Origin of the sequence: Sorangium sp. So ce426, from assembly GCF_051475585.1 — a bacterium.
Classification (GTDB): Bacteria; Myxococcota_A; Polyangia; order Polyangiales; family Polyangiaceae; genus Sorangium; species Sorangium cellulosum_B.
On the sequence record NZ_CP150341.1, the window covers coordinates 7801959 to 7814873 of the forward strand.

The 12915-nt window shown below is 73.7% G+C and carries 8 protein-coding genes; 2 read left to right on the forward strand and 6 right to left on the reverse strand.

Annotated elements, in window-relative coordinates:
- Window positions 1–9: 9 nt before the first annotated feature.
- The 3 genes from WMF44_RS28905 to WMF44_RS28915 all read right to left on the reverse strand — a co-directional run bounded on the left by WMF44_RS28905 (window position 10) and on the right by WMF44_RS28915 (window position 2840).
- Window positions 10–483 carry an NfeD family protein gene (locus tag WMF44_RS28905; RefSeq protein WP_437293276.1) on the reverse strand — a complete coding sequence of 158 codons (474 nt, stop codon included), beginning with the start codon at window positions 481–483 and terminating at the stop codon, window positions 10–12.
- A complete protein-coding gene (locus WMF44_RS28910) occupies window positions 480–1988 on the reverse strand; it encodes an NfeD family protein (protein WP_437293277.1) in 1509 nt (502 codons plus the stop codon). The genes WMF44_RS28905 and WMF44_RS28910 overlap by 4 nt, the downstream gene beginning before the upstream one ends.
- Window positions 1989–2105: 117 nt before the next feature.
- On the reverse strand, window positions 2106–2840 hold the full coding sequence (locus WMF44_RS28915) for an alpha/beta fold hydrolase (RefSeq protein ID WP_437293278.1): 735 nt from the start codon (window positions 2838–2840) through the stop codon (window positions 2106–2108).
- 445 nt (window positions 2841–3285) lie between these two features.
- Between WMF44_RS28915 and WMF44_RS28920 the strand changes: the two genes are divergently transcribed.
- Window positions 3286–5349 (forward strand): hypothetical protein, encoded by a 2064-nt coding sequence (locus WMF44_RS28920; protein WP_437293279.1) that lies wholly within the window; start codon window positions 3286–3288, stop codon window positions 5347–5349.
- A 2-nt stretch (window positions 5350–5351) separates the two neighbouring features.
- Here the strand turns inward: WMF44_RS28920 and WMF44_RS28925 are convergent, their stop codons facing one another.
- Both WMF44_RS28925 and WMF44_RS28930 read right to left on the reverse strand, forming a co-directional pair.
- Complete coding sequence (locus tag WMF44_RS28925; protein WP_437293280.1) at window positions 5352–9359, reverse strand: serine/threonine-protein kinase; 4008 nt, start codon at window positions 9357–9359, stop codon at window positions 5352–5354.
- Between the two features lie 7 nt (window positions 9360–9366).
- Window positions 9367–10251 (reverse strand): hypothetical protein, encoded by an 885-nt coding sequence (locus WMF44_RS28930; protein ID WP_437293281.1) that lies wholly within the window; start codon window positions 10249–10251, stop codon window positions 9367–9369.
- Between the two features lie 184 nt (window positions 10252–10435).
- Between WMF44_RS28930 and WMF44_RS28935 the strand changes: the two genes are divergently transcribed.
- Window positions 10436–11842 carry a serine/threonine protein kinase gene (locus tag WMF44_RS28935; protein WP_437293282.1) on the forward strand — a complete coding sequence of 469 codons (1407 nt, stop codon included), beginning with the start codon at window positions 10436–10438 and terminating at the stop codon, window positions 11840–11842.
- 43 nt (window positions 11843–11885) lie between these two features.
- On the opposite strand, the gene yddG is transcribed toward WMF44_RS28935, so the two are convergent.
- Window positions 11886–12881: an aromatic amino acid exporter YddG gene (yddG, locus tag WMF44_RS28940; protein ID WP_437293283.1), complete on the reverse strand. Its 996-nt coding sequence runs from the start codon at window positions 12879–12881 to the stop codon at window positions 11886–11888.
- Window positions 12882–12915 lie beyond the last annotated feature (34 nt).

A 12915-nucleotide genomic window follows, 5' to 3' on the forward strand; every position in this document is an offset into this window, starting at 1 on the left:
GCGCGCTCCCTAGGGCTTGCGCGGCTCGACGACGACCCGATTCCCCTCCACGCTCGCGACCCGCACGGGCGTGCCAGCCTCCACGTAGAGGCCGTCGGTCACGACATCGACCGCGCGATCCTCGATCTCGACCGTGCCGGCGGGGCGGAGCGGCGTGAGCGCCCTGCCCTCCTTGCCGGCCAGCGCGGCGAGCCGCGCGTCCGGGCCACGCCCGCTCCGCTGGGTCTCGAGCAGCACCATCTTGCGGCCCACCGGCGTCCTCGGGACAGCCCAGAACAGGAGCCCCGTCACGCAGACGCCGGCGCCCAGGGCGAGCAGGCCATAGCCGATCCCGAGGGCCGCCCATGCGAGCGCGACCGCGCCGAGCACGGCGGCGCCGCCGAGGAGCCCGACGAGGCCGACGCCGGGGATGACCAGCACCTCGATGGCGAGCAGCACGAGCCCCACCACGAGCAGCGCGACGACGAGCAGCGCGGGCGTCACGCTCCGCGCTCCTCGTCCGCGCTGCGCGCGATCGCCCTCACGACGACCCGGCCCCCCTCCGCGCGGATCACCCGCACGCGGGCGCCGGCCTCGACGTAGCCGAGCTCCGAGAGCGCCTCCACGCGGCGGCCGTCGAGCGCGACCTTGCCCGAGGGGCGCAGATCGGTCGCGGCCGTGCCGAGCCGCTCCACCAGCGACGCGGGCGCCGCGGAGCCCTCGGGAGGTCCTCTGACGGCGACGCCGCGGATCGCCGCGTCCAGAACGAACCGCCGCCCGAAGCGCGTCCTCGGCGCGACGCGGGCGGCGCCCACGGCGAGCGCCGCCGTCGCAGCGAGCGAGCCGCACACCGAGGCGAGGGCGCGCGGCAGCCAGCCGGCGTGCCAGGCGACGTCGACCGGCACGCGCTCGAGATCGAGGAGCGAAAGGAGGAGGGCGCTCGCCACGCACGCGGCGCCCGCGACCCCGGGGACGATGTGCCCCGGGACCAGGATCTCCACCGCGATGAGGATCGCGCCGACCGCGAAGAGCGCGAGCTCCTCCCAGCCGGCGAGCTTCACGACGTGGTGCCCGAAGAAGAACAGCGCGAGGCACGAGAGCCCGACGGCGAGCGGGACGCCGTGGCCCGGCGCGTAGAGCTCGAGGAGGATACCGAGCATCCCGAGGGTCATGAGGATCCCGGAGAGCGTGGGATCCGAGAGGAAGCGCGCGAGCTCCTCGGCGAAGCTGGGGCGCGGGCGGAGGATCTCCGCGGGCTGGGGGCGGCCCAGGGCGCCGAAGAGGTCTGCCTCGCTGCCGGCCTGCACCTCGGCGACGCCCCACGCGAGCGCCTGCGCGCCGTCCAGCGTGAGCAGCTTCCCCTTCTCGTCGAGGCCGGGGACCTCCACGTCGGCGTCGACCATGGCCTCGGCGATGTCGCCGCGCCGCCCCTTCGCCTCCGCGGTCGCGCGCATCTCCTTCCGCATGTAGGAAACGACCTTCTCGGCGACAGGCTTCATCTCGCCGCCCTCGCCGATCTGCACGGGCGTCGCCGCGCCGAGGGTGGCGCCGGGGGCGACCGCGATGACGTCGCAGGCGAGCGAGATGAGCGCTCCGGCCGAGATCGCGCGCGGGTTGACCCAGCACACCGTGCGGACGCGCGCCCGGAGCAGCGCGTCCCGGATGGCGAGCGCAGCGTCGATGCGGCCGCCGAGCGTGCTGATGTCGAGCACGAGGAGGTCGCCCTCCTGCTGGGCGGCGACGACGCGCTCCAGGAAGGGCGAGAGGCCGAGATCGATCGTCCCGGAGATCGCGACCACGGTGACCTTCCCCGCGCCGGGGATCGGCGGGAGCGGCCGCGGGCCCGGCGGCGCGGGGGCTCCGGCCGCGCCGCCCGGGACCGCGGCGGGCGCCGCCGCCTCGCCGCGGGCAGGGAGGCACAGCGCAATCGTCGCGAGGAGCGCGAGGAGCGAGGCCGCGCGCCGCGCCCGCCTCGCGGCCTGTTCCAGCAGGCGCAACAAACCAGTCAAGCCCCGCTCCCTGCCATGGCGGCTCGGCTCGCGCCGCGCGCCATGCTCCCTGAGGTTCACGCCGAAGACCGCCTCGACAAGGGTAGCGCATGGCGGCGCTCCACGATACCCCCCTGCTCAGGCTGCTCCGCCGCTGCCCGCCATGAACCTCGCCACCGCGCCCGCGAACTCGGCTGGTCGCTCCACGATCCAGTCGTGGCTTCCCTTCGAGGAGACGACAAGGGTCGAGTCGGGGATCAAGCGTTGGATGGCGAGGGCCGAGCGGATCGGCACCGTGAGATCGCGCGCGCCCCAGGCGAGCAGCGTCCTCACGCGCACCCGCGCCGCATGGCCGCTCAGGTCCGCGGTCGCGGCGATCCGCAGCAGGCTCAGCGCGCTCCGCGCGTGGAAGAGCAGGTTGTGGAGGAGCGCAGGCGTCCCCCGCGCGACGAAGCGAGGCTCGAGCAGCGCCTCGGCCGCGCGGGCGAGGACGAGCGAGAGGACCGAGCCCTGCGGGTTGAATCCGATGGAATCGACGAGCACGACCCCGGTTAGCCGCTCGGGGTGGAGCGCCGCGACGATCAGCGCCACGGCGCCAGACAGCGAGTGGCCGATCAGCGTGACGCGCTCGAGGCGCAAAGCCCGCAAGGCCTCGGCGACGCAGCGCGCATACCGCTCCAGGGTCCACGGCGCGCGGAGCCGCGAGGCGCGGCCCGAGCCGGGCAGCTCCAGGACGAGCACCCGCGCGTGGCGCGCCATCGCCTCGACCGCTGGCTGGTAGGTCGCGCCGTCGATCAGCATGCTGGGCAGAAGCACCGCGGGCTCGCCGGTGCCCGTCTCGGTCACATAAAGGATCTCGCCTCCGACCCGCATCTCACGCCCACAGCCTTCCGCCCGAGCCCTCCGCCTCGCCGCGGGGCCCGCGGAGATGGGCAGGATCTTCTCTCCTCGACCCGACCGGGGGACATACGAGCCGGCGAAAAGGAGCGAGCGTCCGGCGCAGGATCCCGTCGTTCCGCTTCGTCGAACGCGCTTTCCCATGATCGGCGAGCCGTTGCCGGACGCGTGCCAGCGCGGGCTGGTTCGCCGCGAATCCGCCGCGGGGATCGCATGAAAACCTGGAAGGCCGTTGAGCCTGTCGCGCGCCGCGCTAAGCTCCTCGACACAGGCTTCGAGACATCAATCTCCAGGCTGATTGGGGGCCAGCTGGCATGTCGCCGCGGGCCGAGAGCCGGACGGCGCCTGCTCGGACAACCAGCTCTTCTGGAATGACAGAGGCGATATGTTGAGGTTCCGCTCCACGTCCGGAGATCGGAAGATGGCCGAGCTCAGCGTCTCGGCGCTCTCCGTATCCGCTGCGATGTCCGTCCTCTCCCAGGGTGCATGGGGGACGGACGCGCCGCCCGCAGCGGAGGTCCAGTGGGCCTATGCGCTCGTCGCTGCGCTCGGGTATCTGCCAGCCGCGATCGAGATCGCCGCGGCCACGCTGCGGCGGACGGGAATGTCGGTCGAGGCGTATTTGCGGAAGAACGCGGCGCAGCTGGACCCGGGGGGACCCGAGGGGGAGATCCTGGGTCTGGTGCTCGGCGACGCGCTGGAGTCGCTCGGCGAGGAGGCGCGCCGGGTGGTGCATGCGCTCGCCGTGCTGCCTGCGGCGGGCATTCCGCTGGAGGTGGTCGCCGCCGCGGCGGGGAAGCCGGCGCCCTCCGCCGCGCGGCCGCTCCAGCTGCTCGTGCATGGGCGGGTGGTGTCGCTCGAGCAGGGGCCGCAGACCTTCACGATGACGCCCCCCGTGCGCGCCGCGGCCCGCGAGGACGCGGCGGCCGACGCGAGGCGCTGGGACGCGCTCCACCGGGGCTCGGCGGACGCGATGCAGGCGCTGCTCTTCTGGACGGCCGCGGCCGAGGGGCGGCCGGAGGCGGCGTCGCGCCGGCGCGTCGCCTGCGAGCTCTTCGCGGCCCTCGACCTCGCGCCGTTCCGGGACGGCGAGCGCGGCGCCGAGGTGCTGGCGCGGGCGCTCGTCGACGCCTGCACGGTGGTCGATCTCGGGCTCCCGGCCGAGCTCCAGCAGCGCTTGCTCGACGAGGCGGCGCGGCTCTCGGGCGACGCGCTCCCCGAGCTGCGCGAGCGCGCGCTCGCGGCGCTCGAGAGCGCGCGTCGCGCCGAGCTCGCGAGCAAGCGGCGCGGCACCTTCGGGACGCTCCGCGCGACGCCGGCCGCCCGCGAGCGCGGCCGCCCGGGTCACCGCGACGTCCTCCGCAAGGCGGTGCGCGCGAACGCGCAGCGCGCGGCGGCGCGGAGCTCGCCGCCGGCCGACGACGAGGTCTTCCGCAGCGCAAAGGAGCTGCTCGCGCGCGGCAACCGGCGCCTCGCCGAGGGCGCGCTCGAGGCCGCCGTGGCGGACTACGGCGAAGCGCTCGCCGGGTTCGAGGCGGCCATGCACGGGCGTGGCCAGGCGACGGCGCTCCTGCTCCGCGGCGACGTGCACCGGCGGCAGGGGGACCTTGCGGCCGCCTCGCGCGATCATGAGCGGGCGCTGTCGCTGTTCAAGGCGGCGTCCGACCGGGCCGGAGAGGCGATGGGGTTGCTCGCGCGCGGCAACCTCCGGCTCGACCAGGACGAGCTGGCGGGGGCGGCGAGCGACTACGGGTGCGCGCTCACGCTCCTCAGGGCTTGCCGCGATCGCCTGGGCGAGGCCAACGTGCTGAAGGCGCAGGGCGATCTGTGCTTCAGGGAGGGGGACCTCGCGGGCGCCGCGCGCGCCTACGACCGCGCGCTCTACATCCTCGAGGGCGTGGAGGAGCGCGTCCTCAGCCAGCTGCGCTCGCCCCCGCCGAGCAGCCGCGATGAGCGTCGCGGGGGGAGCTCACGCGCCCGCGCCGCGCGCGAGGTGCTCCCGCAGCCCGATCTCCTCCGGGCGCTCGGGTGCGAGCAGACCCACGCGCGCACGTGGCAGGCCCGCGGCGACCTGCGCCTGCGAGAGCGGCAGACGGCGCTCGCGACGCGCGACTATGGCAATGCGATCCTGCTGTACCGGGACAGCGGAGATCGCCGAGGCGAGGCCGCCGCGCTCAAGGCCCGCGGCGACCTGCGCCGCCAGCGGGGCGCGCTCCCGGGCGCGCAGCGCGACTACGAGGACGCGCTGCGGCTCTTCGAGGAGCTCGGGGACAGCGCGGGCCAGGCCGCGGTGCTCCACGCGCGCGCCGATCTGCGCTGCGAGCGGGGCGACACCGCCGGGGCGGCGCTCGATTATTCGAGGGCGCTCGCCCTGTTCGACGCGACGGGCGACCTCGCTGCGCACGCGGGCGCCAAGGGCGCCGTCACGGGCGTCTCCCACCGCGAGGACCCACCGCGCCGCGCCGCGGCCGCTGTCCCGCGGTGAGGCTAGCTCCCTCGCTGCCGCTCGAGCCGCGCCCGCATCATGTTGGGGATGCTCCCTGCTGCCTCGATCGCCCTCGCGAGCGCCGCGCTCGCCTCCGCGTGACGGCCTCGCCGAGACAGCGCGCGCGCCCGCGCCTCGATGACCTCGATCCGCTCCTGCCCCACGGAGAACCGGGCAGACCGCGCCTCCAGCTCGTCCCACTCCTCGGCGCTCGCCTCCCGCGTCGCCAGGTCGATCATCGACCAGTGCACCTCTTCCGCGGGGGCCATCGCCATGTCCTCGCGCCCCGCCGCCGCGGCCTTCGCCTGCTGAGCCCGGATCGCCTCGATGAGCTCGCGCGCCCTGCTCTCCTCGCCGCGGTAGAGGAGCACCCTCGCCAGGAGCAGACGCACCACCGGCCGCGCGTCCTCCCCGCGCTGCTGGCGCTCGAGCGCCACGGTCCGCTCCACGTGGGGCGTGGCCGCGTCCAGGGCGCCCATCAGGTAGAGATACTCGCCCAGGTTGAACTCGCTCACGAGCTCCAGCATCCCGAGGCCCAGCTGGCGCGAGATGGTGAGCAGGCGGCACAGATCCGCGATCATCCCCTCGGTGTCCCCCTGGCAGGCTCTGAGCAGCGCCCGGCCGTTGAACGCCGGCCCGAGGTGCAGGAGATCGCCGCGCTCCTCGCACATGTGGATCGCCCGATCCAGCGCGGCGCCTGCCTCGTCCAGCTTTCCCAGCCCCGGGTAGATGGCGCCCAGGAGGAGCAGCGACACGACGAGCGTCTCGTAGCCCTCGTCGCCCAGCCCCTCTGCCTGCGCCGCCGCGCGCTCGAACTGTTGCGCCGACTCCTCCTCCCGGCTCTCACGGTGCAGCGAGCGCGCCACCCCCATCGAGAGCCGCGCCGCCAGCGCGGGCGGCAGATCGCCGCGCGCGAGCGCCCCCGCCCCCTCCACGCGCTGCTTCGATCGACCGTAGTCGTCCATCCAGTCGAGCGCCGTGGCCTCGTCGAGCAGGATCTCGATCTGCTCGATCACGTCGCCCTCCAGGGTCGCCATCGTGCGCGCGCGATCGAGATCGCCGAGCGCGTCGTGGTAGCGGCCCAGGCGGTAGCGCATCAGCCCCCGGCCCCGGTACGCCTTCCTCCGCCGCACCCCGGGCGCCTCGACAGGCTGCGCGAGCGCCCGGCTGTAGTAGAGCTCCGCCTCCACGTAGGCGTGCCGCGCCCGCGACCGCTCGGCGAGCTCCAGGTAGGCGTCCTCCGCGACCGTCGCGAGCCCCGCCTCGGCCGCGTGGTGCGCGATCCTGAGCCGCCGCTGCTCCCGGCCCTCGTGGGCCGCCTCGCGGTGGTGCTCGTACGCTGCCAGGTGGATCCGCCGCCGCTCGGCCTCGGCGACGTCCTGCGCCACCGCCTCCCGCACCAGCGCGTGCCGGAAGCGCAGCCGATCTTTCCGATCGCCGACCAGCACGCCCACCTTCAGCAACCGCTCGGTCCCGACGCGCGCATCGAGCGGGAAGGCCGCGCCGTCGCCGCGGAGATCCAGCTGGCGCAGCACGCCCGCGATCTCGTCGATCGACACCTCTGCGCCGAGCAGCGAGACGAGCCGCGCGTGCGCCCCGAGCGCCGGCCCGAGCGCCGCGATCTCCGCGTGCGCCAGCGGATCGAGCGACGGCAGCACAGGGAGGCGCTCGAGCTCGTCGGTCGCCAGGTACCACGCGTCACCCCGCAGGTGCCGGCGCAGGATCCCCTCGCGCTTGAGCCCGTGCACGAGCTCCACGAGCAAGAGCGGCACCCGCTGCGAGCGCTCGAGCAGGCGATCGATCGCCGGCTCCGGCACGTCCCGCGCGGGCAGGAGCAGCCGCCTGCAAAGCGCCCGCGCGCTCTCGTCGTCCAGCGGCTCGAGCCGTAGGGCCTCGTGTCGCGCGGCGCGCTCGCCCCAGGAGGGGTGCGCCTCGGCGAACGCCGGGCGCCCCATCGCGCAGATCCACAGCGGTGTGGCCTCGTCCGCGAGCGCCGCGTACTCGATCGCGGCGAGCGTCGCGTCGTGGGCGAAGTGCGCATCGTCGAGGAGGAGGATCACGGGCGACGCGGCCGCGCACTGGCGCAGGCACTCGCCCGCCGCCCGCACGCGCGCCGAGCGAAGCGCGCCGGGCGCGGCCCGGAGCGCCTCGAGCTCGGGGAAGATGTCGACGCCCGTCTGCTCGTCCACCCATCCGAGCGCCATCGCCAGCCCCAAGCGGAGCTCCTCGCCGAGCACGGCACCGAGCGACTCCGGGAGCGCCCCGCGGACGCCGCTCTCCGGGGGCTGCTCGGGCACGCAGAGCGCCTTGCGCACGAGCTCGTGGAGCGTCGCGTCCGACGCGCCGCTCGTGGGCTCTTGCCCGCGCAGCTCGATGATCCGGGCGTGCGGCAGGCGCTCGCGGAGCTGCTTGCCGAGCTCGACGAAGAGGCGGCTCTTCCCGTGACCGGGCCCGCCGGTCACCGAGACGACCGTGGGCTTTTTCATGCAGAGCGCCTCCTCGGCGCTCTGCAGGAGCTGCTCGAGGATGTCGCGACGGCCGACGAACCCGCCGGGGCGCGTCGCGTCCCGCGACTGCTCCTCGATGCCCGGCGGGAGCTCGTCGCCCGCTGTGGGGTGCGACGGCTCCGGGAGCGCGGCCGACGCCTCGGGCGTGAGGAAAGGCCCCAGCGGCCCGGCGGCGGACGGCCACCGCTCGGCGCGCGAGAAGAGCGGGCTCAGGAACCGCCGCGTCCCGTCCGGGCGCGCCTGGATCGACACGGGCGCAAGATCGATGAGGACCCGCGTACACAGCCCGCGTCGCAGGAGCTCGTCGGCCGCCCGCTGCGCGCGGCGCGCGGGGCTCGCCGTCCCCTCCTGGCCGAAGACGCCCACGTAACGAGCGCCGGAGGCGTGCGCGAGCTCGCCGCCGAGCGCCAGGAGCCTGCGCTGCACCGCGATGCGATCGGCCGCGCTCTCGAAGAACAGGAGCCCCATCACGCGGCGCTCGATGCCGGCCCCGGAGCGCGACCCCTCCCGCACGCTCGCCGCGACCTCGTCCCGGAGCGCGCGCTCCAGCGCCACGCGGAGCTCGCTCGCGCTCGCGAACCGCTCGCTCCGTTCCTTGGCGAGGCAGCGGTGCACCACCTCCTCGACCGCCTGCGGCACGGCCGCGCTGGCCGACAGGCGCGGCGGTCTGCGGCTCCGGTGGTCCTCCAGCACCGCCGCGCGCGGCCCCCAGAACGGGGGCCTGCCCGCGAAGAGCTCGTACAGGATGACGCCCATCGCGTAGATGTCGGCGCGCGCGTCGAGATCGGGCCACCCGGCCGACTGCTCCGGCGCCATGTACTCGGCCGTCCCCACGGCGAGGTCCTCGTCCTGCCCGTCGTAGCGCCACCCCACGACGCGGGCGATGCCGAGGTCGATGAGCGTCGCCTTCGCCTCGTCGACGAGGATGTTCTCGGGCTTGACGTCGCAGTGCACGTAGCCGCGCGCGTGCACGGCCTCGAGGGTCGCGAGCGTCGCGAGCCCGAGCCGGGCGGCCTCCTCGAGCCGCGGAGCAGGGCGCGCCGCGAGGCGGGAGGCGAGCGTGGGCGCGGCGATGTGCTCGATCACCGCGTAGGGCGAGCCGTCGTCCAGCGCCCCCCACGCGTGCACGGCCGGCACGTGGGGGGCGCCGATGGCCGAGAGCGCCTCGACCTCGTCCCGGAGGCGCTGGCCTGCGCCGCGGCGATCGGCGCGCGCGAGCTTGATGGCCACGCGCGCGCCGCCGCCCTCCGGCTCGGCCTCGAAGACGAGCCCGAAGCCGCCCTGCCCCAGCGTCCTGCGGGTCCAGTAGCCGGGGAAACGAGGCAAAGCGACGGGGACGACCTCCGTGATCTCCGGAGGAATCGACGACTGGCCGGACGGCGTCCGAGCGGACTGCGCGCACTCGGGGCACGCGCCCTGATTCCGCCGCCCGCAAGCCGGACAGCGCCCCCCTTCCCGGGTCGCGCGTTCAGGCTCCTCGTCTCGCAGGGCTTCCGAGCGCATTCCGCTCCTAGGGGGCGGGCGTCAAGAACGTGGTCACCACCTGGTCCGTGCGCACATAAGGGCTGACGAAATAGTTCGTGATGCACCCCCTGAAGAAGCCGGCGTTGGTGTCGACCCCGTTGCACAGCTGATTGCACGAGCCCCAGATCACCATGGATCCGCACTGCTGCCAGGTGACTTCCCCGGTGGTAGGGTCGGTCTCGACGTGGCCGGCCGCGCAGTCGCGTTGCACCTGTCGCGCACGAACGTAGCCCACCGAATCGTAGCAGGCGCCCAGGTAGGGCGTCGCGGCGAACAGGTTGCCCCAGAACGCGCCCTCTCTCACCGGATAGGCCGCGCGCTCCGCCCAAGTCGACGTCAGCTCGTTGTTTCGAAGGGAGATGTTCACCGAAACACCGTACCAGTTTACCCGCGCGGCGATGCAGGCCGAGATCTGATGCTGGACATATGTATCGTTACTGATGGGGCTGGTCGCCCACCAGTGCGCGTAGCCGAGATCGCCGCGGTACAACTCCGGGTGGGCGACCCCGCTGCTGTCGGTCCATGAGAACGCGAACGTCTGGTCGGGGCGCAGAGAACAGCTCACGATATAGCGCATGAGCTCCCGCGCCAGGGCGCCGTTCGTTCCCGGACTCTTGATGGTCGCCAGCGCGGTCGGGTTCAGCGCGGTCGGGTTCAGCGCGTTCGGGGTCAGGCCGTTCGGGGTCAGGCCGTTCGGGGTCAGGCCGTTTGGGGTCAACCCGTTCCAGAGGTAGCCGTTGTTGGCAACGAGCTCGCTCTCGGCTTCCCCGACGAGCTCCTCCGCCTGCTCGTCGATCTCGGCGCCGATGCAGGCAGCGGTAAGCAGAGGTAATGCGAAGACCGCGACACTTCGTGAACAGCAAAGAACCATGATGGTCCCCCTTTTCATCGCCGCGATTTGGCGTTTAAGGTCGAGTAGCCGCAAAGTTTAAGTTACCATTTCGAAATGCTTCTGCATAGCGCTTTAGTAAAGGATGCGTTCGATCCAGAGCGCTCGCTGGCAGCAGGGCTGTAACGCGCCGCGACGCATCGCGACGCACGGCGCGGAGGAGCAGATGAGCGACGAAGAGGACGAGACCAGGCCGTTTTCGGATTTCGAGAGGTCGACCGCGCGCGGCGAGTTCCCGCCGGGCACCCTGGCGGGCGAGTACATCCTCGAAGGATTCATCGCGCGTGGCGGCTGCGGTGTGGTCTACGGGGCGAGGCACGTCCGATCGGGCAGGCCCGCCGCGGTCAAGGTGCTGAGCGAGGCGGTGGCGCACTCTCGCCGCGTTGTCGATCGGTTCGCACGCGAGATCGAGGTGCTGCGGTCGATATCCCACCCGAACATCGTGGAAATCTATGCGGTAGGTGAGCTGAACAACTATCAGCCATTCTATGTCATGGAGCGCCTCGATGGCCAGACTCTCGACGCGCTGATCCGGTCCCAGACGCGGCTCACGCCGCGCGAGACCCTGGAGCTGATGGAGCCTGTGTGCGCAGCGCTAGCAGCCGCGCACACAGCGGGCATCGTTCACAGGGATGTGAAGGCGAGCAACATCTTCATCTGCTCGAGCCCGCCACGTACCGTGAAGCTGCTCGATTTCGGTATCGCAAAGATGATGGCGCCCGAGGAGGGGTCGACATGGCTCACCACCGCCGGACGTATGCCCGGGACGCCATCCATCATGGCTCCAGAGCAGATCCTCGGCGGTCCTATCGATGCGCGGGTGGACGTCTATGCGCTTGGCGTCCTCCTTCATCGTATGCTGGTGGGCCGGTTACCGTTCCACACACACGACATGGACGAGATGGTGCGGAAGCACCTGGAGGAGCAGCCGCTGCCCCCGAGCCTGCGGGTCCCGCTGCCCATCGAGCTCGACGCGGTGGTGCTGCGGTGCATGGAGAAGCGGCGGGAGCGGCGCTTTGGCTCGGTCGAGGAGCTGATGCGCGCGCTCAGGGACGCCATCGGCGGGCCCGCGTCGGGCATGCCGAGCGGGCCCGACCCGACGCACCCCGCGGTGGCGGTCTACCTGGAGGTCCGGACCCGCGGCGACGCCGGCGAGCTGGACGACGCGCTGACCTTCGACATCGGTCGGGTGCTCGACATCGCCGAGTCGCAGCTCTCGCGCGCAGGCTTCATCCTCGCGTCGATCACCGGCAACGAGGTGCTCGGCGTTCGCCTCCTCCCGGCAAACGCAGCCGAGGCGCTGCGGGAGCGGCGCGCGGCGATCGAGCTCGCGACCGCCGTGCACCGGGCGCTGACCCAGCGACGGGAAGCCGACCCGCGCCTGCACGTCAACGTGTGCGTGCACGCGGACGACGTGCAGGCCCACCTCTCGCCGCAGCCCGAGATCACCGGGGGCGCGCTCATGTGCGCGGGGCACTGGGCTCCGGCCGACGACGTGCGGGGGGTGTTCGCGACGCCGAGCGCGAACGCGGGCCTGCTGGACGACGAGCCGACCCCCACACGCCGCACGTAGCCACGATCCGCAACGAAAGAGAGCGCCCTCGATCGCGGGCGCGTCAGCGCCGCGATCGAGGGCGGGTGCTCCAGCGTGCGAACGTCGACAGCCCGCGGGTGCCGGTGCTGACGTTCGCCGCGGGCGCGGTCGACACGAGGCCGCCGACGGCCACGAGCGCGCAGGCAGCGAGCAGCTGGGCGCTCGCCTCGGCGTGGCCGGCGACGCAGAGCAGCAGCGTCGAGAGGATCGGCGCGCCGTAGGACAGCACCCCGAGCTGCGGCACGTCGCCGTGCTTCGTCGCGTGATCCCACGCGAAGAACGCGACCCCCACGGGGCCGAGCCCGAGCGCGAGCAGGCCGAGCGCCTCTCCGGCCGTCGGCACGACCGCGCGCTCGAACGCGAGGTGCCCGGCCAGGCCCAGGGCGGCCGTCGCGGCGCAGGAGCCTGCGATGGCGTCGGCAGGGACCTCGGCGAAGCGGCGCTGGAGCACCGAGTACGTCGACCAGAGGAGCGCGCAGCCGAGCGCGGCCAGGTAACCGGGCATGTGTGCGGCGCTCAGGCGGACGGCGTCCCCGCCGGCGACGAGCGTCCAGACGCCCGCGAGCCCGAGCAGCGCCCCGACCACGTGCCCGCCGCGCAGGCGCCCGCCGGGGAGCGCCGCCGAGAGCAGGACGATGAGCAGCGGCCACAGGTACGAGATGACGCTGACCTGCACGGGCGGCGCGGCGGAGAGCGCATAGAAATAGAGGGCGTGATAGCCGAACAGGCCGCCCACGCCGAGAATCCAGCTGCCGAGCGGCTGGCGCAGCGCGCCGAGGCCGCCCCCGCCGCGCCGGGCGAGCCGCGCCGCGCCGAGGAGCGCCGCGAGAGCGAAGGTCGACGAGAGCACCTGGAGCGGCGGCAACCGGCGCACCGAGGTCGAGAGCAGGGCGAGGCTGCCCCAGAGCCCGATCGCCGCGACGCCCGCCAGGGTGGCGGCTCGCCGCGAGGGGCGCGCCGCTGGCGTCGCTGCCATCACCGCGTCCGACAGGGCGTCGCCGTGCGTCGTGTCCGACATGGCGCCGAGCATGGCGCGCCGGCCGGCCGCCGTC

Coding starts and splice junctions, on each gene's coding strand:
- WMF44_RS28915 (WP_437293278.1), bottom strand. CDS start 2,840: ATGCGGGTCGGAGGCGAGATCCTTTATGTGACCGAGACGGGCACCGGC.
- WMF44_RS28930 (WP_437293281.1), bottom strand. CDS start 10,251: ATGGTTCTTTGCTGTTCACGAAGTGTCGCGGTCTTCGCATTACCTCTG.
- WMF44_RS28935 (WP_437293282.1), top strand. CDS start 10,436: ATGAGCGACGAAGAGGACGAGACCAGGCCGTTTTCGGATTTCGAGAGG.
- WMF44_RS28925 (WP_437293280.1), bottom strand. CDS start 9,359: ATGCGCTCGGAAGCCCTGCGAGACGAGGAGCCTGAACGCGCGACCCGG.
- WMF44_RS28920 (WP_437293279.1), top strand. CDS start 3,286: ATGGCCGAGCTCAGCGTCTCGGCGCTCTCCGTATCCGCTGCGATGTCC.
- yddG (WP_437293283.1), bottom strand. CDS start 12,881: ATGTCGGACACGACGCACGGCGACGCCCTGTCGGACGCGGTGATGGCA.